Annotated in this window: 16 protein-coding genes; all 16 read right to left on the bottom strand. The window is 73.3% G+C overall.

Annotated elements, in window-relative coordinates; translation table 11 throughout:
- Nucleotides 1-15 precede the first annotated feature (15 nt).
- The 16 genes from RM788_RS47565 to RM788_RS47490 all read right to left on the bottom strand — a co-directional run bounded on the left by RM788_RS47565 (nt 16) and on the right by RM788_RS47490 (nt 24,400).
- On the bottom strand, nt 16-2,796 hold the full coding sequence (locus tag RM788_RS47565; RefSeq protein ID WP_315927732.1) for an ATP-binding protein: 2,781 nt from the start codon (nt 2,794-2,796) through the stop codon (nt 16-18).
- Between the two features lie 154 nt (nt 2,797-2,950).
- Nucleotides 2,951-3,781: a sugar phosphate isomerase/epimerase family protein gene (locus tag RM788_RS47560; RefSeq protein ID WP_315927730.1), complete on the bottom strand. Its 831-nt coding sequence runs from the start codon at nt 3,779-3,781 to the stop codon at nt 2,951-2,953.
- Between the two features lie 14 nt (nt 3,782-3,795).
- A complete protein-coding gene (locus RM788_RS47555) occupies nt 3,796-4,806 on the bottom strand; it encodes a sugar phosphate isomerase/epimerase family protein (protein WP_315927728.1) in 1,011 nt (336 codons plus the stop codon).
- On the bottom strand, nt 4,803-6,200 hold the full coding sequence (locus RM788_RS47550; RefSeq protein WP_315927726.1) for an alkaline phosphatase family protein: 1,398 nt from the start codon (nt 6,198-6,200) through the stop codon (nt 4,803-4,805). Before RM788_RS47550 ends, RM788_RS47555 begins: the two co-directional genes overlap by 4 nt.
- A complete protein-coding gene (gene eboE / locus RM788_RS47545; RefSeq protein WP_315927724.1) occupies nt 6,197-7,336 on the bottom strand; it encodes a metabolite traffic protein EboE in 1,140 nt (379 codons plus the stop codon). The genes RM788_RS47550 and eboE overlap by 4 nt, the downstream gene beginning before the upstream one ends.
- A complete protein-coding gene (locus RM788_RS47540; protein ID WP_315927722.1) occupies nt 7,336-8,193 on the bottom strand; it encodes a TatD family hydrolase in 858 nt (285 codons plus the stop codon). The genes eboE and RM788_RS47540 overlap by 1 nt, the downstream gene beginning before the upstream one ends.
- Before the next feature lies 1 nt (nt 8,194).
- On the bottom strand, nt 8,195-9,625 hold the full coding sequence (locus RM788_RS47535; protein ID WP_315927720.1) for an EboA domain-containing protein: 1,431 nt from the start codon (nt 9,623-9,625) through the stop codon (nt 8,195-8,197).
- Nucleotides 9,622-10,476 (bottom strand): SCO3242 family prenyltransferase, encoded by an 855-nt coding sequence (locus RM788_RS47530; RefSeq protein ID WP_315927718.1) that lies wholly within the window; start codon nt 10,474-10,476, stop codon nt 9,622-9,624. The genes RM788_RS47535 and RM788_RS47530 overlap by 4 nt, the downstream gene beginning before the upstream one ends.
- Nucleotides 10,473-11,642, bottom strand: a complete 1,170-nt coding sequence (locus RM788_RS47525) for an inositol-3-phosphate synthase (protein WP_315927716.1) — start codon at nt 11,640-11,642, stop codon at nt 10,473-10,475. The genes RM788_RS47530 and RM788_RS47525 overlap by 4 nt, the downstream gene beginning before the upstream one ends.
- Nucleotides 11,643-11,731: 89 nt before the next feature.
- The gene (locus RM788_RS47520; RefSeq protein WP_399345301.1) at nt 11,732-16,510 is read right to left on the bottom strand and encodes a ThuA domain-containing protein; all 4,779 of its coding nucleotides are present in this window, start codon (nt 16,508-16,510) and stop codon (nt 11,732-11,734) included.
- Nucleotides 16,511-16,713: 203 nt separating this feature from the next.
- Complete coding sequence (locus tag RM788_RS47515) at nt 16,714-17,850, bottom strand: Gfo/Idh/MocA family protein (RefSeq protein ID WP_315927714.1); 1,137 nt, start codon at nt 17,848-17,850, stop codon at nt 16,714-16,716.
- Nucleotides 17,851-17,933: 83 nt separating this feature from the next.
- Complete coding sequence (locus RM788_RS47510) at nt 17,934-18,986, bottom strand: substrate-binding domain-containing protein (protein ID WP_315927712.1); 1,053 nt, start codon at nt 18,984-18,986, stop codon at nt 17,934-17,936.
- Between the two features lie 74 nt (nt 18,987-19,060).
- Nucleotides 19,061-20,095, bottom strand: coding sequence for an ABC transporter permease (locus RM788_RS47505; RefSeq protein ID WP_399342315.1), 1,035 nt, complete (start codon nt 20,093-20,095; stop codon nt 19,061-19,063).
- A complete protein-coding gene (locus RM788_RS47500; protein WP_315927710.1) occupies nt 20,092-21,675 on the bottom strand; it encodes a sugar ABC transporter ATP-binding protein in 1,584 nt (527 codons plus the stop codon). The genes RM788_RS47505 and RM788_RS47500 overlap by 4 nt, the downstream gene beginning before the upstream one ends.
- The gene (locus tag RM788_RS47495) at nt 21,672-22,952 is read right to left on the bottom strand and encodes an ROK family protein (protein ID WP_315927708.1); all 1,281 of its coding nucleotides are present in this window, start codon (nt 22,950-22,952) and stop codon (nt 21,672-21,674) included. The genes RM788_RS47500 and RM788_RS47495 overlap by 4 nt, the downstream gene beginning before the upstream one ends.
- A 245-nt stretch (nt 22,953-23,197) precedes the next feature.
- Entirely contained in the window at nt 23,198-24,400 is a 1,203-nt protein-coding gene (locus tag RM788_RS47490; RefSeq protein WP_315934919.1) for an ROK family transcriptional regulator, read from the bottom strand.
- Nucleotides 24,401-24,749 lie beyond the last annotated feature (349 nt).

Raw genomic sequence — 24,749 nt, 5'->3', positions numbered from 1 at the left:
CCCCTGGCGCCCGGTTCAGCGGGCCAGGGAGTCCGCGTGCAGGGCGAGTTGGGTGCGGGAGCGCACGTCGAGCTTGCGGTAGACGCGGCTGAGGTGCGCCTCGACGGTCTTCTCGGTGACGAACAGCCGCTCGGCGATCTCCCGGTTCGTCAACGCCGCGGCGGCCAGCCGTGCCACCTGCCGTTCCGCCGGGGTCAGCGCGTGCACGCCGGTGACGCGCAGCTTGGGCGGACGACCGCCGCCCGCGGACAGCCGGGTGCTCAACCGCGCGGCCAGCGCGGAGGCGCCGCACTCCAGCGCCAGCTCGGCGGCCCGGCGCAGCGCGTCCCGCGCGGTGCGCCGGTCGCCGTCGCGCATGGCCCGCTCGCCCAGTGCCGCCAGCGTGGTCGCGAGTTCCAGGCGGCCCGGTCCGTCGCGCAGCAGGTCGACGGCCTCGTCGAGCAGCAGGCGGGCCTCGTCGGGGGTCGCGAGGTCGGCCGCGGACCGCAGCGCCGTGGCGATGTGCCGGGGCACCGCTAATCTCCGCGCCAGCAGCAGTTGTTCCTCGACCAGGGCCGCCGCGCTCTCCCGGTCGCCCAGTCGCAGGTGGGCGGCGGCCGCGGTCAGCCGCCACTGCGCGTCCCACAGACCCGTTGTCCCCCAACGCCCGTAGGCGTCACCGCAGGCGAGGGCATCGGCGAGCGCCGCCTCGTCGGCTCCCCTGGCGGCGTGCAACCGGGCGCGCGCGTCCAGCAGCCACACCTGCACGACGGTCTCGGGCAGGCGGCCGTCGGCCATCCGGCCGGACGCGATCACCTCGCCCGCCTCGGCGAATCGCCCTTCCTCGATGAGCAGGTGCACCGAGGTCGAGTGCAGCAGCGGCAGCCCGATGTTCGGCGCGGGCGCGGCCTCGGTGCCGAGCGCCACGTGCTCCGCCGCCTGCGCCAGATCCCCCTTCAGCAGGGAAATCCTGGCCAGGAAGCTGCGGATCACGCCCATCGGGAACTGGTGCCCGCGCTGCACGGCGGTCGCCAAAGCCCTTTGCACGCGCCATTCCGCGTCGTCGAGCCGGTCGGCGACCACGAGCGTGCTCACCGCCGACCAGATGGCCGACCGCTCCGGCGTCAGGTCGTCACCGACCAGCGCCGACCGCGCGAGCGCCACGGCCCGGCCGATCGGCTCCTCCGAGCACACCGCCTCCACCGACAGGTGCGCGTCCACGACCGCGCGCGGGCCGTCCGCGCGGCGGGCGAACACGTCCAGCCTGGCCAGGAACTCCGCCCGGCTCGCCAGGTGGCCGCGGGTGATGCCGACGAGTTCGGCGCCGACCTCGACCTCCAACGCCGGGTCGACCCCGGCTGGCAGCTCGTCCGCGGCGGCCGCCAGCAGTCCGATGGCCTCGCCGGACGCGCCGCACGCGTTGCGGAACCGGGCGAGGCTGTACCCGCAGACCGCCCGCTGCGCCGGGGTCTCCGCGAGGGAAAGCGCTTCCACCAGGTGCACCTCGGCGGCGTCGATCGCCAGGTGGTGCGCCTGGCAGTTGCCGAGCTGCCTGCTGATCTCCGAGCGGTCCGACCGGACGGGCGGCTCGGTGCGGGCGCGGGCGAGGTACACCGCCGCACCACCCGGCGACCCGCTGCGAGCCGCCTGCGTCGCGGCCGTCAGCAGGACGGCGACGCGCTCGGCGTTCGCCTCGGGCGCGGTCCGCAACAGGTGCGAGGCGACGTTCGCGACCGGCTCCCCCGCCCGCGCCAGCACCCGCGCCGCCCGGCCGTGCGCGGCGTCGCGGTCCACCGGCGGGATCAGCGACAGCGTCACGTCCCGCACCACGGCGTGCACGAACGACGGCGGGTCCTCGCGCTCGAAGATCCCGTACCTGGTCAGCCTTTCCGACGCTTCGGCCGTCACCGGCAACGACAGGTCCGCCTGCCCCGCGACCAGGCGCAACGCCGCGCCGTCACCCAGCACGGCCACCGCTCGCGCGACCCGCTGCACCTCCTCGGGCTGCCTGCGCAGCCGAGCGGCCACGTGCCGCCGCACCGCGTCCGGGCCCGCCGCCTCCACCGACGCCGCCGCGTCCGCGTCGGGCCGGACGTCCTCGCCGACCAGCACCCGCAGCAACTCCCGGACGAACAACGGGTTCCCGGCCGTCGTGCGGTGGCAGGCCGCGCAGAACTCGTCATCGGCCTGCTCGCCCAGCTCCTGCCGGACCAGCGCGGCCACCGCTTCGGGACTCAGGCTCCGCAGCGCCAGCACGGTCACGTCGTCAGCCGCCAGCACGTCGTCCAGCAACCCGTCGTCATCGTGCTCGGCCGACCTCGTCGCCAGCACCACCCCCACCGCGACCGAGTCGAGCCTGCGCGCGAGGAAACCCAGGAACCGCAACGACGGCGCGTCGACCCACTGCGCGTCATCCACCAGCAACAACACCGGCGCCCGCTCAGCCAGGCTGACCAACAACCAGTACAACCCGTTCAACACGGAGTGCAACGACCCGCTCGTGCCCCCCGGTGCACCGAACAGATGCCGCGCAGCCCCGGCGGCCCCGCTGAACAGCTCCTCCCGCGCCCGCTCATCCCTGGGCAACACGGGTTCCACCAGCTGCACGACGACACCGAAGGTGAAGTCCCGCTCCAGCTCGGCCCCGCGCGCCGTCAACTCCACGACACCGGCCGCGGACACGAGTTCCCGCGTGCGGCGGATCAGCGCGGTCTTCCCCAGCCCGGCCGCGGCGTCCAGCACGACGACCCCGCCGCGCCGCTCCCGCAACCGCTCGACAGCCCGTTCCAGCGCCCGGATCTCCCCGTCGCGCTCCACCAGCCCAAACGTCAAACGCCCGCCGTCCCGACCCTCGCCCCACGCCGCGTCACCACGACTCCGGGAACCACATCCTAGTGGCAGCGGGGGACGAAGCCGATCGCGCCGGCCGTCCGCGCGCCCCGGACGGGGAACGCGCGGACGGCCGACCAGGTCAGAACCTGATGTCCCTCAGGTACTTGTACCCCACCTCCGCGGTCACCAGGGCGTCCACCGGCTGGTCGTTCTCGACGATGTACTCGTCCACGTGGTGGTACCACGTGCCGCGGAAGATCCGGGCGAAGTCGATCGTGCCCTTGCCCAGGTCGGCGAAGCTCCCGTCGGGGTTGCGGTCCTTCACGTGGAATTGGCGCACCCGCGGGAAGTTCCGTCGGAACACCTCCACCGGGTCCACGCCCGCCGTCACGGCCCAGTACAGGTCCACCTCCAGGTGCACGTCCCGCCGCGACGTCCCGCCGGTGATCACGTCGTAGGGGCGCTTGCCCTCCAGCACCGCGAACTCGTGCGCGTGGTTGTGGTAGCCCAGCTTCAGCCCCGCCTTGCGGAACACCTTCGACGCCGCGTCGAGGCGCTTGGTGAACGCCACCCACTCGGCGATCGTCGGCAGGTTCACGTACGGCACCACGACGTAGGTGTTGCGCAGGGTCTTCGCGTCGGTCACCGCCTGGTCCAGGTCGCCGTCGATGCCCACGTGCGAGGACGTCGCCGCCAGTCGGTACCGGCGCAGCAGCTTCGCCAGCTCCTCGGCCGTGCGACCGTAGGTCCCGGCCAGCTCCACCTTGCGGTAGCCGATGTCCGCCAGCGCCTCGAACACCGGCGCCGGGTTGTCGCCGATGATCCCGCGCAGGGTGTAGAGCTGAATGCTGATCGACTCGCGGGGAACGCGGCGGCCGAAGGTGGCCGACGCCTCACCGGGCAACGCCGCAACGGCCGCGGCCGCTCCCAAAGCACCGAGAACTGCTCTTCTGGACGGGCTGTTCGTCATGGCACGCTGTCCTCTCAGGATTCTTCGCGGGTGGCGAAAGCGGCGTCGAAGGCGGCGGCGGGCGGGTCGAAGACCAGCCCCCTGATGAACTTCACGGCTTCCTCGGCCCCGCGCAGCCGGTCCATCCCGGCGTCCTCCCACTCGACGGAGATGGGGCCGGTGTAGCCGATGGAGTTGAGCGCGCGGAACGACTGCTCCCACGGCACGTCGCCGTGGCCGGTCGACACGAAGTCCCAGCCGCGCCGCGGGTCGGCCCACGCGAGGTGGGAGCCGAGGCGGCCGTTGCGGCCGTCGAAGCGCTTCTTCGTGTCCTTGCAGTCGACGTGGTAGATCCGGTCGGCGAAGTCGAGGATGAAGCCGACCGGGTCGAGGTCCTGCCACACGAAGTGCGACGGGTCCCAGTTGAGGCCGAAGGCCGGGCGGTTGCCCAGCGCGTCCAGGGTCTTGCGGGTGGTCCAGTAGTCGTAGGCGATCTCCGAGGGGTGCACCTCGTGGGCGAAGCGCACGCCGACCTCGTCGAACACGTCGAGGATCGGGTTCCAGCGGTTCGCGAAGTCGGTGTAGCCGTCGTCGATCACGGCCTGGGACACCGGCGGGAACATGGCCACGTACTTCCAGATCTTCGACCCGGTGAAGCCGACGACGGTGTCCACGCCCAGCTTCGCCGCCGCGCGGGCGGTGTCGGCGATCTCGGCGGCCGCGCGCTTGCGCACGCCCTCGGGTTCGCCGTCGCCCCAGATGCGGGCGGGCAGGATGTTGCGGTGCCGCTCGTCGATCGGGTCGTCGCACACGGCCTGGCCGACGAGGTGGTTGGAGATCGCGTACACCTTGAGCCCGTGGGACTCCAACTGCGCGAGCTTGGCGGGGACGTAGTCGGGCTCGGCCAGCGCCCGGTCGACCTCGAAGTGGTCACCGGAGCAGGCGATCTCCAGCCCGTCGTAGCCCCACCCGGCGGCGAGGCGGCAGACCTCCTCGAACGGCAGGTCGGCCCACTGGCCCGTGAACAGGGTGACGGGACGGCTCATCCTTGATCTCCTATCGTGTGCACCGCGGGTGCCCGCAGTCCTTGCAGTTCCAGCAGGAAGTCCTTGACCTCGGTCGCGGCGATCCGCGCGCGCGGCTCGACGCTCGTGTCCGAGCAGAGCAGCACAGGTCCGTCCGCGGCGCTGTCCGGGAGGCGGCCGTGGGTGCCCCGCACGGGTGACGGGTCGAGCGGGACGACGCTCATCGCGTACCGCAGCCCGGCCTTCTTGCGGACGAGGTTCAGGCCCGCCTTGGCCTTGGCCAGCGGGTCGGCGGGGTTGAAGAACAGCTCCGCCGGGTCGTAGCCGGGTTTGCGGTGGATCTCCACCCCGCGCGCGAAGTCCGGCGCGCGGTCGTCGTCGAGCCAGTAGTAGTAGGTGAACCACGCGTCGGGCTCGGCGACGGCGACCAGCTCGCCGGACCGCTCGTGGTCCAGGCCCTCCGCCGCCTGGGCGGCCCGGTCCAGGACGCGGTCCACGCCGGGCAGGGCCGCGATGACCGCGCGGGTCCGTTCCAGGTCGGCCGGGTCGTCCACGTAGACGTGGGCGATCTGGTGGTCGGCCACGGCGAACGCGCGCGACGTCCACGGGTCCAGGTACTCCATGCCCGCCTGGGTGTGGACCTCCAGCAGGCCTTCCGCCCTCAGCGCCCGGTTCACGTCGACGGGCCGACGGGCCTCGGTGATGCCGTACTCCGACAGGGCGACCACGGTGGCGCCCGCGCCGAGCGCGTCGGTCAGCAGCGGCGCGATCTCCGCGTCCACGGCCTTCGCGGCGGCCACCGCCTGCGGCGAGTTCGGGCCGAAGCGCTGGAGGTCGTAGTCCAGGTGCGGCACGTAGACCAGCAGCAGGTCCGGGTGCTGCTCGGCGAGGATCTTGCGGGCCGCGCCGACGATCCACCGGCTGGAGGCGATGGACGCCGTCGGCCCCCAGTACTGGAACAGCGGGAACTCCCCCAGCGAGGCGACGAGCCGGTCGTGCAGCTCGGGCGGCCGGACGTAGGCGTCGGGCGACTTGCGGCCGTCGGCGTGGTAGATCGGCCGGGGCGTGATCGTCACGTCGGTGGTCGCGCCCATCGCGTACCACCAGCAGACGTTGGCGGCGGTGTAGCCGGGGTGGGCGCGGCGCGCGGTCTCCCACAGCTTCTCCCCGCCCACCAGGCGGTTGTGCTGCCGCCACAGGTGGACCTCGCCGAGGTCGCGGAAGTACCAGCCGTTGCCGACGATCCCGTGCTCCGCCGGGGTGAGGCCGGTGAGGAACGTGGACTGGGCGCTGCACGTGACGGCGGGCAGCACGGTCCCGAGTTCCGCCTGCCAGCCGAGGCGGGCGAGGTTCGGCATGTGCGGCAGCAGCGCCGGCGTCATCCCGACGACGTCGATCACGACCAGCGGCTTCACGGGCGCGCCCCTTCCTCGACGGCGGTCTCCAGTACTCCCAGGTGCTCGCGCGCCCAGCGCAGTTCGGCGGCGATCCCGCGCACCAGGCCGGTGTCGTCCTGGCCGATCGCGCCGGGCAGCACGCTCCACGTGTACGTCTCGACCTCCACGTGCGGCAGCGGGCCGTCGGCGGCCAGCGCCCGCACGGCGTCGCGCAGCACGTCGGTGGTCGCCGACAGCGGCGCGGCGGGCCTGGCGTGCAGCGGCACGTGGAAGTGCACCCGCCACGGGTCGCGGCCGGGCAGCTCGTGGCGGGCCTGCGGCAGGTCGTCGGAGGCGAGCACCACTCCCCCGCTCAGCTCGCGGACCTGGTGCAGGTAGCGGGGTTCGGTGAACGCGGCCAGCGCGCGGCGCCCCTCGGGCGTCCCCGGTTGGCTGACCTCCAGCGCCGCGGACGCCTGCACCTTGAACACCCGCAGACCGGCGGCGCGGATCTCGGCCACGGCGGCGGCCGGGTCGGCGAAGGACACCGCGAGGTGGCAGGTGTCCAGGCAGATCCCGACGTGGTCGGGGTCGACGCGCCCGCCGAGCCGGGTCACCGCGTCGTGCACGGTGTCCAGGACGCAGCCGGGTTCGGGCTCGATCGCCAGCGCGATCGGCTTGCCGGTCCACGCGGCCTGCGCGCGCAGCACCCGCGCCAGCTCGTCGAGCGCGGCGAACGCGACGGTGTCGTCCGACGGGGTCCACGGGGTGCGCCAGCCCAGCGGCAGCGTGGAGATGGTGCCGCCGGCGGCGTCCTCGGGCAGCAGGTCGGCGAGCACGGTGGCGCAGTCGGTGGTGTAGCGCAGCCGTTCCGGGTCGGTCCAGCGCGGCCGGTACACCGAGTGCTTCACCACGGCGTCGTGGAAACCACCGTAGGGGAAGGCGTTGAGGGTGCGGACCTCCAGGCCTCGCGCGTCGAGTTCGGCGCGCAGCCGCCGCCTCGACGCCTCGTCCCCCGCCAGGCCGCCCGCGACGTCGGCGGACAGCCACAGGCCGAGGCCGAGGCGGTCGGCGCCGAGCAGCCGCCGCACGGGCAGGGCGAAGCGGTCGAGCTGGGCGAGGACGCCGCGCAGGTCCTCGGCGGGGTGGACGTTGGTGCAGTAGGACAGGTCCATCACCGCTCACCCCTGAGCACGGAGTTGCCGGAGAACGTGTCCGAACCGCCGAATCCGGGCAGCTCGTCGAGCACCAGGCGGCCGCTCTGGCCGTAGAACTCCACCGGGTTGCGCCACAGCACGTCGTCCACATCGGACTCGGTGAAGCCCGCCTCCAGCATCGCCAGGCCGGTCTTGCGGGTCTTGAGCGGGTCGGAGCGGCCCCAGTCGGCCGCGGAGTTCACCAGCACGCGCGCGGTCCCGTACTCCTTGAGGATGGCGACCATCCGCAGCTCGTCCATCTTGGTGTCGGGGTAGATGGAGAAGCCCATCCACGCGCCGGAGTCGGCGACCGCGCGCACGGTGGTCTCGTTGAGGTGGTCCACGGCGACCCGCTCCACGGCGAGACCGGACTCCTTGACCAGGTCGAGGGTGCGGCGCGTCCCGGCCGCCTTGTCGCGGTGCGGGGTGTGCACCAGCGCGGGCAGCTCGTGCTCGATCGCCAGTTCGAGCTGGCGGGCGAACACCTCGTCCTCCTCCGGGGTCATCGAGTCGAAGCCGATCTCGCCGACCGCGACGACGCCGTCCTTCTCCAGGTAGCGCGGCAGCACGTCCAGCACGTCCCGGCAGCGGGGATCGTTGGCCTCCTTGGGGTTCAGCGCGATCGTGCAGTGGTGCCGGATGCCGAACTGGGCGGCGCGGAAGCGCTCCCAGCCGATCAGCGCGTCGAAGTAGTCGGTGAACGAGCCGACCGACGTGCGGGGCTGGCCCAGCCAGAACGCCGGTTCCACCAGGGCGCGGACCCCGGCGGAGTACATGGCCTCGTAGTCGTCGGTGGTGCGGGACGTCATGTGGACGTGCGGGTCGAAGATGCGCATCTCACTCACCCCTTCCGAGCAGTCGTGCGGCGTCGGCGGGCACGTCGCGGCCCGCGGCGGTGCGTTCGGCGGCGTAGTCGGCGACCATGCGCAGCAGCTCGTCGTCGACGCGCCGGTCCAGCCCGGCCACCGCGGCCAGCGGAACCCCGGTGAACAGGCACTTGAGGACGCCGTGCCGCCAGCCGTGGTCGTCGAGGTGGTCGGCGGCGAACGGGCCGAGCGCGGCGGCGACCAGGCGGACGTCGTTGGTGCGCAACGCGTCCCGCACGATCTCCAGGCCCGCGGGCACCGCCCGGTCGCCGACCAGCGCGAGGCCGCGCAGCACGCCGCGCTTCTCGGCGTCGTCGCCGTGCCGGTAGAGCGCGAGCAGCCGCGCGGACAGGGTGGTGGCGTCCAGGACGGTGGCGAGCGCGCCGAGCAGTTCGGCGCGGGCGGCGTCGTCCACGCTGCCGTGCACCAGGCCCTGCGGGTCGTCGGGCCTGGCGAGGCCGCGGCCGATGCGGCGCCCCACCGCGGGGAACAGCCTGCCCACCACGTCGGGGTCGCGGCGCACGGCGCGCTGGGCGTCGGCGAGCCACGGGTGCCGGGGACCCGCGGCTTCCTCGGGCATGGCCTCCGTCAGCGCCTCCATCGCCCGGCGGGCCACGTCGGGGGCGGCGTGGCTGTGCCGGGGCAGTTCGACGGCGGCGACGCCGACGTAGCCGACCGCGACCAGCGCGGCGAGCGTGCCCTTCAGGTCCAGTTCGCCCTCGCCGAACTCCAGGTGCTCGTGCACGCCGGGCCGCATGTCGTCGAGCTGCACGTTGACCAGCAGCGCGCCCGCGCGGCGCACGCACGTGGCGGCGTCGTCGGGTTCCACGGCCACGCAGTGCCCCACGTCGAGGGTGATGCCCAGCAGCGACGGCGCGCCCAGCTCCTCGCGCAGTCGCAGCGCCTGGGTGAGGTGCTGCACGGCCATGCCCGGCTCGGGTTCCAGGCCGAGGGTGACGCCGAGCGGTTCGGCGCCCTCCAGGACGGCGGCGACGCCGGAGCGCATCCGCCGCCACGCCTCCTGCACGGGCACGTCGGCGGGCCGGATCCCGGACCAGAACGACACGCAGTCGGCGTTCAGCTCGGCGGCGATCCTGGCCGCGCGGATCAGGAAGTCGACCCGGACTTCCTGCGCCTCGCTGACCAGCGTGGGGTGGTGCTTGCGCAGCGGGTCGAGCAGGAACCGGGCGCCGGTCTCCACGACGCAGCGCAGGCCCAGCTTGTCGAGCTTGGCGGCGACGTGCGCGACCCGCGCGGGCAGGTCGTCGGCGAACGGGTCGAGGTGGTGGTGGTCGAGGGTCAGCGCCACCGACGTGCAGCCGAGCCCGGCGATGATGTCGAGCGCGTCGTCGAGGCGGTGGTTGGCGAAGCCGTTGGTGCCGTAGCCGAGGTGGAAGGTCATGTCGGGCTCACCTTCCGGCTCAGGCGACGGGCGAGCGGCAGTGCCAGCGCGACGGCGGCGGCCCCGGCGACCGACCCGGCGCGCGCGGCGAGCGCCGACTGGAGCGGGACCATGCCGTGGATGCCCGCCTTCGTCGCGGACCGCACGGACGCCGCGTCGGGCGTGCGCACGGCGGCGAGTTGGGCGCGGCCGACGCTCGCGGCGTAGCCGGTGGCGGCGGCGAGGCCCGCGAGGCGGTGCCGCCAGGAGGCCGACGGCCCGGTGACGGCGGCGAGCGCGCTGAGCGCCGTGCCGCCGAGGACCGCGCGGGCCACCGGGGCGGACGTGCCGTGCACCTCGCCGCGCGACAGCGCCGTCACGCCGAAGGTGTGCCCGGCGACGGCCAGCGCGGCGGGGAACGCGCTCCTCGCCCCGACGGCGCCCGCGCCGAGCAGGACGTCGAGCGCCCGGCACGCCGCCATCCCGACCGGCCCGGCCGGGGTGGACTTCAGCACGGTGTCGTAGGACCAGATGGCCAGTGCGAGGGGCGCGGCGACGCGCAGCGAGTCCCGGCCGCCCGCCCACGCGGCGATCCCCAGTCCGGCGGCGCTGAGCCCGGCGGCGACGGCCAGCGCGCGGTTCGGCGAGATCCGCCCCGACGGCACCGGCCGCTCGGGGCGTTCGACGGCGTCCAGGTCGCGGTCGGCCCAGTCGTTGAGGGCCATGCCCGACCAGTACAGCGCCACCGACGACAACGGCAGCAGCAGGCGGCGGCCGCGCAGCGGGTTCCCGGACGCGGCGGCCCCGGCGACGGTGTCGCCCAGGACGGTGAGCGCGGCGGGCGCGCGGACGAGGTCGACGTAGGCCCTCACGCGCCGTACCTCCCCAGCCCCTGGGCCCACGCGTGCAGTTCGCGGGTCTGCTCGGCGAACCGGTGCTCGTCGTGGCCGAGCGGGTCCTTGAAGAAGAACGCCAGCGCCGCCAGCGCACCGGACTGGCCGTCGGCGTGCGCGGCGGCCACGAGGCGGCCCAGGTCCAGCACGAGCGGGGCGGCCAGCGAGGAGTCGAGGCCGGTCCAGGTGAACTGGAGGCTCATCCGCACGCCCAGGAAGCCCTCGAACGACACGTGGTCCCACGCGGTCTTCTGCTCGCCCAGGTCCGGCACGTTGTCGATGTGCAGCGGCGCGGTCACGGCCTCGTCGAGCAGCGCCGCCAGGCCGCGCGCCTTGGACTCCAGCTTGCTGGCCGCGTGCTCGGCGTCCTGCAACGTCGCGCCGTCGCCGCCGCCGAGCAGGTTGGTGCCCGACCACGAGCGCACGCGCAGGCCGCGCGCGGTGAACATCGGCGCGAGGACGGTGCGCAGCAGCGTCTCGCCGGTCTTGCCGTCGCGGCCGGCGTAGGGCAGGCCGCGGTCCACGGCGAGCCGGTGCAGCGCGGGCAGCGCGACACCGGTGGACGGGGTGAAGTCGACGAACGGGCAGCCCGCGCGCAGCGCCGCGTAGGCGGCCAGCGAGCTGGGCGGCAGGACGGCGCGCTCCGGGTCGGCCAGCGCCGCCTCGAGCAGCGCGAGGTCGTCGTGCTCGGGCAGGTGCGGCACGGGCGGCTCGGTGGAGGACACGTTGACCACGACCACGCGCGCCAGGTCGTGCCGCTCCCGGAACGACACGAGGTCGGCGGTGAGGCGGTCGGCGGCGACGGCCTGCGCGCCGCGGTGGGTGGCCGGGTGGTAGCCCTCGCGGACCTCGGCGTCGACCGCGCGCAGCCCCTCGGCCAACGACGGCAGCAGGTGGTGCGGCAGCACCCCCGCGTGCGCCAGCTGCTCGGCGCGCTTGTCCAGGGAGGTGGTCACGACGTCGTGGCCACCGACGACCAGGTCGTCCCACGACGGCAGGTCCACACCCGCCAGCTCGGGTCTCGCGGTGACGCACCCCGTGGGCGGCGCCAGTCCGGCGCGCAGGGCGAGCAATCCGCTCACGGCGGTGGTCGCCACCGATCCGCGCGCCCCGATCAACCACAGCCCGGTCCGTTGGTCCGACATCACGACCGCCCTTCTCGCAGGGGGAAAAGCTTGGTGGTGCCGGGTCGGGCGGACGCGGGAAGCCGCGTCCGCCCGACCCGTCGTGCGTACTACTCCCGCCGCAACGGCGCAGGGTCGCCGTCGATCAGCGCGATCACCGCGTCGGTGTCGCGGACGAGCACGGAGCGCACGCCCGTGTCCGCGACACCGGAGGCCAGGGCGCCGAACGCCCGCAGCTCCTGGACCGCCTTGTCGTCCTTGCCCTCGGCCTCGGCCTTGCGCGCCTTCGCCAGCTGCTTGGTCAGCTGGTCGTAGGAGGCCTTCGGCAGCCGGTTGACGGCCTTGAACCGGTCGAGCAGCTGGGACACGTCCCGCAGCGACGTGGTGACCGCGAACGGCACCGTCCTGGTGGTGGCGTTGCCCGCGACGTCGGTCGCGGTCACCCGCAGCTCGTGCAGGCCCAGCGGCAGTTCGTGCAGCGCGACCCCGTACCCCGAGGCCAGGGTCCGACCGCCGAGGGTCGCGGTGACCGCGCCGACGCCGGAGGTGGCGTCACCGGCCTCCCACGACACGACCACGTCGGTCGCGTCGCCGTACACCCGGCCGTTCGCCACGCCCGCGACGAGCAGCGTGGGTGAGGTGCCGTCGATCCGGATCGTCGCCGCCCGGTCGACCTCGGTGTTGCCCGCCGTGTCGACGGACCGGTGCAGCAGGGTGTGGGTGCCGTCGCCGGACACCGGCACCGGGCGGTTGTAGGCCGTCCACGTCCCGCCGTCGAGGCTCCACTCGGTGCGGGCCACCCCGGAGGCCGGGTCGGCTCCGCTGAGGACGACGGACACGGCGCCGCCGTGCCAGCCGCTCTCGCCGGGTGCGGCGAAGGTGGCGGTGGTGACCGGGGCGGTGCCGTCGACCTTGACGTCCAGTGACCTGGTCTGCTCGACGTTGCCCGAGGTGTCGGTGGAGCGGTACTCCACCTTGTGCGCGCCGTCGCCGGTCACCACGACCGCCTCGGTGTAGGCGGTCCAGTCACCGCCGTCGAGCCGGTACTCGGTGCGCGCGACGCCGCCCGCGTCGGTGGCCGCGAACTCCACCGACACCGGGGCCGCCGTGTGCCAGCCGGACCCGCCGGGGGCGGTGCCGGTCGAGGCGGTGGTCACCGGGGCCACCACGTCGAGGTCCTTGACGCGCACGTCGCGGAACTTCACGTCGTCTGAGTCGCCGTGGTTCTGCAGCCCGATGAAGCCCCGCGTCAGGTCGCGGGCAGGGGCGGTGCCGGTGTAGTCGTTGATCTCCACCCCGTTCAGCAGCACCTGGACGCGCTGGCCGGTGACCACGATCTCGTAGGCGTTCCACTGGCCCGCGGGCTTGAGCGCCGCGTCGCGCGCGGCGATGTCGGCGGCCTTGAACGTGTAGACCGAACCGGTGGTGCGGTCGACGGCGTCGGTCGGGTCGATCTGGATCTCGTAGCCCTGGTCCACGGCGACCCAGGGGTCGTTGCCTGGATCGGGGAACCCGATGAAGACACCGGAGTTGTCGTCACCGGCGAGCTGCCAGTCGAGCTTGAGGCTGTAGGAGCCCAGCTCGGTCTCGTGCCACAGCAGTCCCATGCCGCCCTCGGAACGGATGGAGCAGTCGGGCTGCTGGACGAAGCGGCCGGGACCGGCCTGGTTCCACGCCTCCAGGCTGCCTTCCGTGCCGTCGTAGAGGCTGCGGTAGCCCGCCTCGGGCACGACGGGCGCGCAGCTCGCGGGCCGGTCGGTGCTGAAGGTGAACGAGTCCACGTCGAACAGCGCGCCCGAGCCGCCCTTGAACACCAGGTACAGCTCGTGCGTGCCGCCGGGGTCGGTGACCGGCGTCGGCGCGAGGTCGACGTAGTTGTCCCAGCCCCCGGTGCGCGCCACCTGGACGGACTGCACCAGCGGGCCGTCCGGCGCGTCGAGGCGGGCCTCCAGCGTGCCGCCCGCGCCGTCGGAGGAGACGCGGTAGCCGATCCCGGTCACCCCGGCGAGGTTGACCGGGCCGAACTTGATCCAGTCGCCGTTCTCGATCTCGCCGACGCGCTTGCGGCCCTCCGCGGTGTCGCGTTCCAACGCCCGCGCGCCCTGCGCGCCGGTGTAGAACTCGGCCTGCTTGTGCTTGGGCTGCAACACCGCCTCGTCGGACCCGGTCAGCGCCGGGGCGCCCGGAGCGCCGTTGTCGGTGTAGGTGGCGTTGATGACGCCGAACACGTTGGCGTCGGCGCCGTGCCCGCCGTCGGCCGGGGTGGGGATGGTGCCCTGGCAGCCGGTGGCCCTGCTGAGCGGGTGGCCGTGGCTGTCGTGGCCGAGGATGTACTCCACGACCACCTTGGAGCAGTCGACCGGCTGGTCCTCGGGGTCGGTGACGGTGACCGAGAACGGCACCTGGTCGCCGAAGCTGAACACCGAGCCGTCGAGCGGGGTGTCGAGGGTGACCACGGGGGCGGTGTTGCCGACGTTGATCACGACGCTCGCCGAGCCGGTGAGTCCGGTCGGGTCGGTCACCGACAGCTTCGCGCTGAACCGGCCGACCGTGGGGTAGGTGTGGCTCACCGGTCCGGCCTGGGTGGAGTCGGTGGTGCCGTCGCCGTCGAAGTCCCAGGCCCAGGTGAGTTCGGGGCCGTCCTCGTCGGTCGTGCCGGTCGGGTCGAAGGCCACCGTCAACGGCGCGGGTCCCGACGTCCTGTCGGCCGCCAGCTTGGCCACGGGCGTGTGGTTGCCCCGCGTGTAGTCGATCCGGTAGACCGCCGAGTCGGCGGCCCCGCCGAAGTAGCCGCTGCCGTAGTCGAGGACGTAGAGCGAGCCGTCCGGCCCGAACTCCAGGTTCATCGGCCTGGTCAGGGTCATCGAGTCGAAGAACGGCGTGATCGCGCCGCGCTCGCCACCCGCGCCGACGTCGATGGTCTTGATCCAGCCGCGGTCCCACTCGTAGGCGAAGTTCTTGCCGTCGTAGAACTCGGGGAACTTCGTCACCGAGGCGAGGTCGGCGTCGTAGTGGTAGGTCGGGCCGCCCATCGGGGACTCGCCGCCGGTGCCGAACTCGGGCACGGACCCGCCGTCGTAGGGGATCCACGCCGCCTTCGCGGGCGGCAGGTCCACCAGTCCGGTGTTGTGCGGGCTGTCGTTGCGCGGGTGGGCGCAGTCGAACTTCGGCCCGGAGGTGGCGGTCGCGAAGTCGTAGTCGTTGTAGGCCAGGTTGTCACCGACGCAGAGCGGCCAGCCGTAGTTGCCCGGCTCCTTGATCAGGTTGAACTCGACGGTCCCGCCCGGACCGCGGTTCGGGTCCGCCGACCCGGCGTCGGGGCCGTAGTCGCCGAGGTGGATCCAGCCGGTCGCCTTGTCCACGGCGAACCGGAACGGGTTGCGGAAGCCCATGGCGTAGATCTCGGGACGGGTCTTGTCGGTGCCGGGCGCGAACAGGTTGCCCGCGGGCACCGTGTACGAGCCGTCGCCCGCGACCTTGACGCGGACGATCTTGCCGCGCAGGTCGTCGGTGTTGCCCGAGGACCGGCGGGCGTCGAACACGGGGTTGCGGTCCGCGCGCTCGTCGATCGGGTTGAAGCCGTCCGAGGCGAACGGGTTGCTGTCGTCGCCGGTGGACAGCAGCAGGTTGCCCTGCCCGTCGAAGTCGATCTCACCGCCCGCGTGGCAGCACATGCCGCGGTCGGCCGGGATCTGGATGATCCGCTGCTCGCTCGCGAGGTCCAGGGTGCCGTTGTCGGCGAGCGTGAAGCGGGACAGCTGGTTGTGGCCCTTGAACCGGGCGAAGTCCGCCGCGGTGCCGTTCTCCGGCGCGTCGCCGGCCGGGGTGTCCAGCGGCGGGGCGTAGTAGAGGTAGACCCACTTGTTCGTGGCGAAGTCCGGGTCGACCGCGATGCCCTGGAGGCCGTCCTCGTCGTGGTTGTAGACGGGGATCGTCCCGGCCAGCGACGTCGTCGCCTCCGCGGTGGTCAGCCACACGCGGCCGTCGCGGGAGGTGTGCAGCACCCGGCGGTCGGGCAGGACGGCGAGCGCGATCGGCTCACCGGTCTTCTCCGCGCCCAGCGCGAGGGTGACCTGGTCGAAGTCCGCGTCGGTCGGCGGCCCGGCAGGCTCCGTGCCGTCCGGCTCGCAGTCGGCCGCCACGGCTCCGGCGGCGTACCTGATGCCACCCAGCAGGTGCTGCCGGAACGCCGGGTCCGCGTAGGACTCCTTGGTGTGGCCCATCCCCGTGTACCAGGAGCGGCCGCCGCCCTGCGGGTGGCACCACGCGATGGGGTGGTCGCCCGCCGGGTCGGTGGGCGCGTAGCTGTGCTCGTCCAGGGCCGCCAGCACGTGCACGTCGGTGCGCGGGTTGCTCTGGTAGCTGTACCACTCGTCGGTGCGCGTCCACCTGTCCGGCAGGTGCGCCGTGGAGGCGTGGTCGTGGTCCTCGACCAGCACGTCGGCCTGCTGGGTGGCCGGGTGGGACTTGAAGTAGGCGCCCACGAGGTCGCCGTACCAGGGCCACGAGTACTCGGTGTCCGCGGCGGCGTGCACGCCCGCGTAGCCGCCGCCGTCCTGCACGAACCGCTCGAACGCGCCCTGCTGGTCGTCGTCGAGCACGTCACCGGTGGTGGACAGCCACACGACGGCGTCGAACCGGTCGAGGTTGGCGTCGGTGAACGCGCCCGCGTCCTCGGTGGCCTCCACGGAGAACTCGTTCGCGGCCCCGAGGGCCTGGATGGCGGCGATCCCGTCCGGAATGGAGTCGTGCCGGAAGCCCGCGGTCTTGGAGAACACCAGGACGTGCTCGCCGTCCGGGTGGGCCGCGGCGGGTGCGGCGGCGCCGACGAGACCGACGCTCACGCCGGTCAGCAGCGCCAGTCCGGCGACGCCGAGGCGCCTCGGCAGTGGGTGTGGGTTCGGGGGTGGTGTCCGCAACTGCGGGTCGTGCTCCACGCTTCGCTTACCACGCACGGGTATTCTCTCCTCGTTCTCACCGAACTGGGAACCGCGGAAGGCTGTGTCCTCTCTTCGGGGTGGACCTCCTCTCGTGTCGCGGCACCGACCGGGCCCGTCCGCCGGGTCGGTGCCGCTTCGGTTTCCTCGTGCGTTCAGGTCGGGATCTGCTGCCAGTTCCCCGCGGCCGCGCTGTCCTCCACCGCGGCGAGCACCCGCTGGACGCGGAGCCCGTCGGCGAAGCTCGGCGTCGGATCGGTCCCGGCGGCGATGGCGCCCACCAGGTCGACGACCTCGTGGACGAACGTGTGCTCGTAGCCGAGCAGGTGGCCGGGCGGCCACCACGCGCCGACGTAGGGGTGGTCGCCCTCGGTGACCAGCACCCGCCGGAACCCGGACTCCGCGCCGGGGGCGTCGCCGTCGAAGAACTGGAGTTCGTTCATGGACTCGAAGTCGAAGGCCAGGCTGCCGCGCGAGCCGTTGACCTCCAGCCGCATCGCGTTCTTGCGGCCCAGCGCGTAGCGGGTGGCCTCGAAGCTGCCGACCGCGCCGCCGTCGAAGCGGGCCAGGAACAGCGCCGTGTCGTCCACGGTGACCTCGCCCGTGCCACCCGCGCCGTCGGGGCGGGTCTTGGTGAACGTCTCGGTCAGCGCCGACACGCCGGTGATCGTGAGGCCGGTGACGAACTGGGCGGCGTCCACGATGTGCGCGCCGAGGTCGCCCAGCGCGCCGGAGCCCGCCTTCTCCCTGTCCAGCCGCCAGGTCAGCGGCGAGGCCGGGTCGGACAGCCAGTCCTGGAGGTACACGGCGCGGACGTGCCGCACCTCGCCGAGGCGCCCGTCGGCGACGAGCTTGCGCGCCAGCGCCAGCGCGGGCACCCGGCGGTAGTTGAACGCCACCATGGACCGCACACCGCGGGCGGCGGCGGCCTCCGCGGCGGCGGCCATCTTCTCCGCCTCCGCGACGGAGTTGGCCAGCGGCTTCTCGCACAGCACGTGCTTGCCCGCCTCCAGCGCCGCCACCGCGATGTCGCAGTGGGTGTCACCGGGCGTGCAGATGTCGACGATCTGCACGTCGTCGCGCCGGACCAGCGCGGCCCAGTCGGTCTCGACCGAGGCCCAGCCGTACTTGTCCGCCGCCGCCCGCGTGCGGGCCTCGTCCCGACCGCCGAGCACCGAGAGCCTCGGCGTCAGCGGCAGGTCGAAGAAGCGGTGCGCGTTGCGCCAGGCCTGGGAGTGCACCGCGCCCATGAACGCGTGCCCCACCATCCCGACGCCGATGTCCTGGTTCATGCGTTCAGGCCCTTCGTCGATCCAACGTTCCCACCACGGCCCGCGAGGCCCCGGCGCCGCCGCGCTGCGACGCCGGGACCCGGTCAGGAGTCGAAGCCGACGTCGAGGTAGGAGTCCACGTTCTCCTTGCTCACGACGGCGGAGTAGGTCGTGATGAGCGCCGGGATCTCGTGCTCGGCGAGGTCGCCGATGCCCTTGGCCTGGCCCAGCATCCTGGCCAGGGCGATCGCGGAGGAGGCCATCGACGGGCTGTAGAGCACCGTCGCCTTGACCACGCCGCTGTCGGCCTTGATCAGGTCCATCATGTTCCGCGACCCGGCGCCGCCCACCATGATGAAGTCCTTGCGGCCCGCGCCGTCGATCGCCGCCAGGACGCCGATGCCCTGGTCGTCGTCGTGGTTCCACAGCGCGTCGAGCTTGCTCGCGCCCTGGAGCAGGTTCGCGGTCTGCTGCTCGCCGGACTCCGGGGTGAACTGGGCGGACACCCGAGGGCCGACGGAGAAGCCCGCGCGGGCCAGCGCCTCCTTGAAGCCCGTGCTGCGCTCCTGGGTCAGCGGCAGCGAGTCGATGCCGGCGACCTCGCCGATCACCGGGTTGGAGATGTTCTTCGCCTTCATCTGGGCGGCGATGTAGTTGCCCGCGTTGACGCCCATCCGGTAGTTGTCGCCGCCGATCCACGCCCGGTAGGCCAGCGGCGTGTCGAAGATCCGGTCCACGTTGACGACCTGGATGCCGGCGTCGGTGGCCTGCCTGCCGACCTCGGTGAGCGCCTTGCCGTCGAACGGCAGGATCACCAGCACGTCGACCTTGTCGTTGATCAGCGTCTCGACCTGGGCGATCTGCTGGTTGACGTCGTTGGTGCCCTCGGTGGCCTTCAGCGTCACGTCGGAGAACTGCCCCGCCTGGGCCTTCGCGTTCTTCGTCATGGCCGCCATCCAGCCGTGGTCGGCGGCGGGCGCGGAGAAGCCGATGGTGACGGCCTTGCCGGGCGCGCTGTTCGCCCCCGACGTCCCGGCCACGGCGGCGTTGGAGGCGCCCGCCTGCGGCGTCTCGTTGGACGTGCAGCCGGCCAGGACGGCGGTGGCGCCGAGCGCGGTGGTGCCCCACAGGAAGCGGCGGCGGTCGAGTGATGGCATGGCGGACTCCAGCGGTGTGAGGTGGGGAGCGGAGCGATCGGACGGGGTGCGGGCGGGACCGCGGACGGCGCGGGTCAGGTTTTCCGGATCCGGCGGCGCAGCTTCGTGCTCTGCAGGAGCACGGCGACGACGATGATCACGCCCTTGGCGATGTTCTGGATGTCGGTGTCGAGGTTGTTCTGGGTGAAGATGCTGTTGAGCACCGTGAAGATCAGGACACCGACGAGGGTGCCGATGAGGCTGCCCCGGCCGCCGGTGAGCAGCGTGCCGCCGATGACGACGGCGGCGATGGCGTCCAGTTCGTAGAACAGGCCGTTGGTGGAGGCGCCGGAGGTGGTGCGGGCGACGACCATGATCGCGGCGATGCCGCAGCACAGGCCGGCGATGCCGTAGACGAGCGCGGTGTGCCGCTTGACGTTGATGCCCGCGAGGCGGGCGGCCTCGGCGTTGCCGCCGACCGCCAGCGTGCGGCGGCCGAAGTTGGTGCGGTTGAGCAGCACCCAGCCGATCGCGAACACCAGCGCCAGCATCCAGATCAGCACCGGTATGCCGAGGACGGCGCCGCGGAAGAACGTGGTGAAGCCGGTCTCGGACACGACCTGCGTGCGCCGCCCCGACAGCCGTTCGGCCAGTCCGCGCGCCGAGGCGTACATGGCGAGGGTGGCGATGAACGGCACGATCTTGCCGTAGGAGATGAGCAGCCCGTTGACCAGACCGCAGCCCAGGCCGACCAGCAGCCCGCACAGCACCATCACGACGGGCCCGTAGGCCTGGGTCGCGACGGTGGTCATCCACACGCTGCACAGCGCCACGATCGATCCGACGGACAGGTCGATGCCGCCGCTGATGATCACGAACGTCATGCCGACGCTCACCACGCCGATGGCCGCGGCGAGCCGCAGCATCGTGGAGATGTTGGCCTCGGTGAGGAAGCCGTCCGGGCGGGTGATGTAGCCGACCAGGCACAGCAGGAGCAGCACGCCGACGAGGCCCGCGAGGCGCACGTCCACGGGGAACCCGCCGCGGCGCGGCCGTTCCCGCGCGGGCGGTGGTGGGGTGTGGTCTTCGGTGCCGGTGGCCAGCACCGGGGTCGAGGACTTGCTGGTCACGACGAAGCCTCCTCTGCGACGCCCGCGAGCTCGGTCGCGGCGCTGCCTTCCATCACGATGTCGAGGACGTCCGCCTCGGTCAGCTCGGCGGCCGGTCGGTCGGCGAGCACCTCGCCCTCGCGCAGCACGAGGACCCGGTCGGCGAGGCCGAGCACTTCGGGGACCTCGCTGGACACCAGGACCACGGCCACCCCGTCGGCGGCCAGTTCGTGCACGAGCCGGTACAGCTCGGCCCGCGCGCCGACGTCGACGCCGCGGGTGGGTTCGTCGAGCAGCAGGACCCGGCAGCCGCGCACCAGCCAGCGCGCGACGACGGCCTTCTGCTGGTTGCCGCCGGAGAACGTGCCCACCAGGCGGCGCGGGTCGGCGGGCCGCAGCTCCAGCTTCTCCAGCACCGCGCGCGAGTCGGCCATCTCCCGCGCCCGGTCGGTGAACCCGGCGGTGCTGTAGGCGCCGAGGCTCGCCAGCGTCACGTTGTGCGCGACGGGCAGGTCCAGCAGCAGGCCCTGGCTCTTGCGCTCCTCGGGGGCCAGCCCGATCCCGGCCTTGACGGCGGCGGAGACGTTGCCCGGCTTGAGCCGCACCCCGTCGACGGTCACGGTCCCGGCGTCGGGCTTGCGGGCCCCGAACACGGTCTCCAGGATCTCGCTGCGCCCGGCGCCCACGAGCCCGGCGATGCCGAGCACCTCACCCGCGTGCACGGTGAAGCTGACGTCGGCGAACTCCCCCGCCCTGGTCAGCCCCTCGACCTTGAGCACCTCGACCCGCCCGTCGGCGACGGACGCCTCGCGGACCGGGAACACCGTGTTGACCTGCCGGCCCGACATGAGGTTCACCAGCTCCGAGGTGGGCGTGTCGGCGGGCAGCCCGGAGGCGACCGTGCGGCCGTCCTTGAGGACCGAGACGCGGCTGCCGATGCGGCGGATCTCCTCCAGCCGGTGCGAGATGTAGACGACGGACACGCCGTCGGCGGCCAGCTCGCCGACGATGCGGAACAGGTTGTCCACCTCGTCGGAGGCCAGCGCGGCGGTCGGCTCGTCCATGACGATGAGCCGCGCGTCGTGGGCCAGCGCCCGCGCCATCGACACGAGCTGCTGCCCGGCCGCCGACAGCAGGCCCACCTCCCGCTCGGGCGGGATCTCCGCGTGCCCGAGCCTGCGCATCAGCGCGGCGGCCTCGGCGCGCGCGGCGCCCCGGCGGCTGAACCCGAACCGGGACCGCTCGTGGCCGAGGAACACGTTCTCCGCGACCGAGAGCCCCGGCACGAGGTCCAGCTCCTGGTACATCGTCGCGATCCCGAGGCGCAGCGCCGCCACCGGCGAGGCCAGCACCGTGGGCTCGCCGCGCCAGAGGATCTCGCCGTGGTCGGGCCGGTGCGCCCCGGCCAGCACCTTGATCAGCGTCGACTTGCCCGCGCCGTTCTGGCCGAGCAGGCAGTGCACCTCGCCCGGCAGGACGCTCAGCTCGACGCCGTCGAGCGCGCGGACGCCGGGGAACTCCTTGACGATGCCGGTCATCCTCAGCAGTGGCTGCCGGGGGTCGTCCCGGCTGGCGACGGGGTCTGCCGCGTCGGCGCTCATCCGGCCACCGTTCCTTCCGTGTCGTTCTCGGTGTTCTCGGTGCTCCGGACGTGGTCGCGGATCGGCACGACGGCCGGGTCGTCCAGCACGCGGCGCAGCGCGTGCACCGCGCCGCCGGTGGACGGGGCCCCGAACCCCAGCCGGGACGCGACGACCGTCGCGCCACCGGCGCCCTCGGCGAGGACGCGCGCGGTGACCTCGGAGCGGACCGGTTCGACCAGCCACTCGGACAGGGCGGCGAAGTAGCCGCCCAGCACCACCGCAGCCGGGTTGAGCAGGTTGACCAGCACCGCGGCGCCCGCGCCGAGCGCCGCGCCGATCTGGTGCAGGGCGTCGAGGGTGCGCCGGTCCCCGGCTTCGGCCCGCGCCCTGACCAGGGCCATCCGGGCGTCCGGGTCGAGCGCCGGGTCGTGGACCGGGTCGTCGGGGGTGGCGCAGGCGTGCAGCAGAGCGCCGAGGCCGACCTGCGTCTCCCAGCAGCCGCGCCGCTCGCAGGAGCACCGCGTGCCCAGCGGGTCGAGCACCATGTGGCCGACCTCGCCCGCGTAGCCGAGGTGGCCGCGCACGAGCTCGCCGCCGGAGAAGACCCCCGCGCCGACGCCGTGGCCGCCGGTGAGGTGGACGAAGTCGTCGAGCCCGGCCGCCACGCCCGCGTCGCGCTCGGCGGTGGCGGCGAGGTTGGCGTCGTTGTCGGCGCCGAAGAAGTCCAGCGCGAGCCCGGTGCGCGCGGCCAGGCCGTCGCGCAGGGCGACCTCGCGCCAGCGCAGCCGGGAGGCGAGCCGGACCACGGCGCCGTCGGTGTCGACGAGCCCCGGCACGGCGGCTGTGGCGCCCACGACCCATCCGCCGCGCGCCCGGACGTCGTCGTGCACGCCGGTCAGCACCTCGGCGAGGAGGTCCAGCACGCGTTCGGGGCCGGAGGCGGGGACGTCGCAGGCGATCCGCCTGCGCAGCAGCACCTCGCCGGTGAGGTCCAGGACGGTCGCGCCCACGTGGTCGACCTGGAGGTCGAGTCCGACGCCGCAGGCCGCGGCCGGGCGGAGTTCGACCAGCTCACCGGGCCTGCCCTGGCCGCCCGCCGTGATGCCCGCGGGGCGGACGACGCCGCGGCCCGCGAGGTCGCCGATGAGGGAGGAGACCGTCGCCTTGGAGAGCCCGGAGTGCACCGCCAGCTGCGCGCGGGAGACCTGGCCGCGCTCGCGCAGCATCCGCACGAGGAGCGCCAGGTTCGCCCGGCGAAGACCCGCGCGGTCCGCCAGGCCCGGATTGTGCGGCACGGACGCTCCACTTCGTTGAGGAGCCGATCTAACTTGGGTGTTTCAGCTCACAAAGGAGCCTGACCTACAGCCCATATCGGACGCAATACGCCATTTAGAGCAAGAAGTAGGGGTCACTTTCGTCATTTTCTTACAAAAGCAGGTTGGAACGACACGAAACTTTCCGGACATGCGGCGACCCACCAACGAGATGACAACGTTGTCAGCACATCGCGGTCACTCACGGACGGGACGTGGTGGAGGAGTCAGGTGACGGTGGAGAAGGCCCGGTCCGTGGCGGACCAGGCCGCGCCCGTCACGCCCGCCAGATCGCCCAGCTCGGACAGCACGATCGGCAGGTTGCCCGTCGCCAGCGGCAGCGAGCGGCGGTAGACCGCGCCGCGGACCTCGGCCAGCAGTGAATGCCCTATGCGGGACACGCCACCGCCGATCACGACCATACCGGGGTTGAGGAAGCTCACCAGCGACGCCACGACGTGCCCGAGCCGCCTGCCGCCCTCGCGCACGAGGCTGGCCGCGGCGAAGTCGCCGGACTTGGCGGCCATGCCCACGTCCTCGGCGGTCAGGTGCCCGCGTTCCTCCAGGATGGTGGCGAGCAGCGTCGACCGCCCGCTGCGGGCCAGCGTCAGCCCCTCGCGGGCCAGCGCGGCGCCGCCGAAGTACGCCTCCAGGCACCCGACCTCGCCGCACACGCACGCCGGGCCGAAGTCGTCCAGCCTGATGTGGCCGATGTCCCCGGCCGTGCCCGCGACACCCCGGTAGACCCGGCCGCCGAGCACGATGCCGCAGCCGATGCCCGTGCCGACCTTCACGAAGATCAGGTCGTCGAGGGACCGCGCGACGCCCGCGTGCCGCTCCCCCAGCGCCATCACGTTCACGTCGTTGTCGACGGTCACCGGGCACCCCCACTTGCCCGCCAGCTCGTCGCGCACCGGGTAGCGGTCCCAGCCGGGCATGATCGGCGGCGCGACGGGCATGCCGTCCCGGAAGCTCACCGGCCCCGGAAGCCCTATCCCGGCCCCGATCAGCCGCCCCGGAGCCTTCGCCAGCACCTGCTCGGCCAGCGCGATCACCCGGCCCAGCACCACCACCGGCCCCTCGCGGACCTCGCACTCCTCGCTCAGGTGGGCCAGCACCTCGCACCGCCCGTCGGTGACGGCCACGGTGATCGACGTCGCCCCGACGTCCACGCCGAGCAGGCGCAGGTCGTCCGCCAGGTGCACGAAGTTCGAGCGCCGCCCGCCCCGGCTGGCCGCCGGACCGCCGACCTCCACGAGCCCGATGTCCACGAGCTTGCCCAGTTCCGCCGTGAGCTTCGCCCGCGGCAGACCGACCCGTTCACCGAGCGCGACCCTGGAGGTGGCGCCCTCGTCGCGCAGCAGGGCGAGCAGGTCCGCCTGCTGGCGCGACCCGACCCGCGGCTGCCGCGCCGTGCCCGCTGCGCCCATCGCGCCGACCTCCCGAGTGCTGCTGATCACCACCCAGTGTGCAGGTTCCACCCCTGGAGGCGGCGACACGGCCCTCGCCACGCCGCCAGGACGACCCGAACAGAGCACGGTCGGGGCCTCCCGACGCCGTGTGCCGTCCGGGTCGGGGACCGATCGGTCGGTACGTGCCGGCAAGCCGTGCCCGGCGCGTGTGTCCTCAGTGGTCAGTGGTCGTGGAGTGCTCACCGGCCGTTCCCGGCGCCGTGCCGAAGTCGATCATCCGTAGGATGGGACTCGGTCTCGGCGGAGCGCACTCCGCGGGAAGATCGCTGGAGCGCCCGGAACCGCGGCCCCAGCCGACCGCCCGAAG

The organism is Umezawaea sp. Da 62-37, assembly GCF_032460545.1.
In the GTDB taxonomy this organism is placed as follows: Bacteria; Actinomycetota; Actinomycetes; order Mycobacteriales; family Pseudonocardiaceae; genus Umezawaea.
Note: the sequence above shows the minus strand (reverse complement) of the source record. Positions and strands in the feature narration are given on the sequence as shown.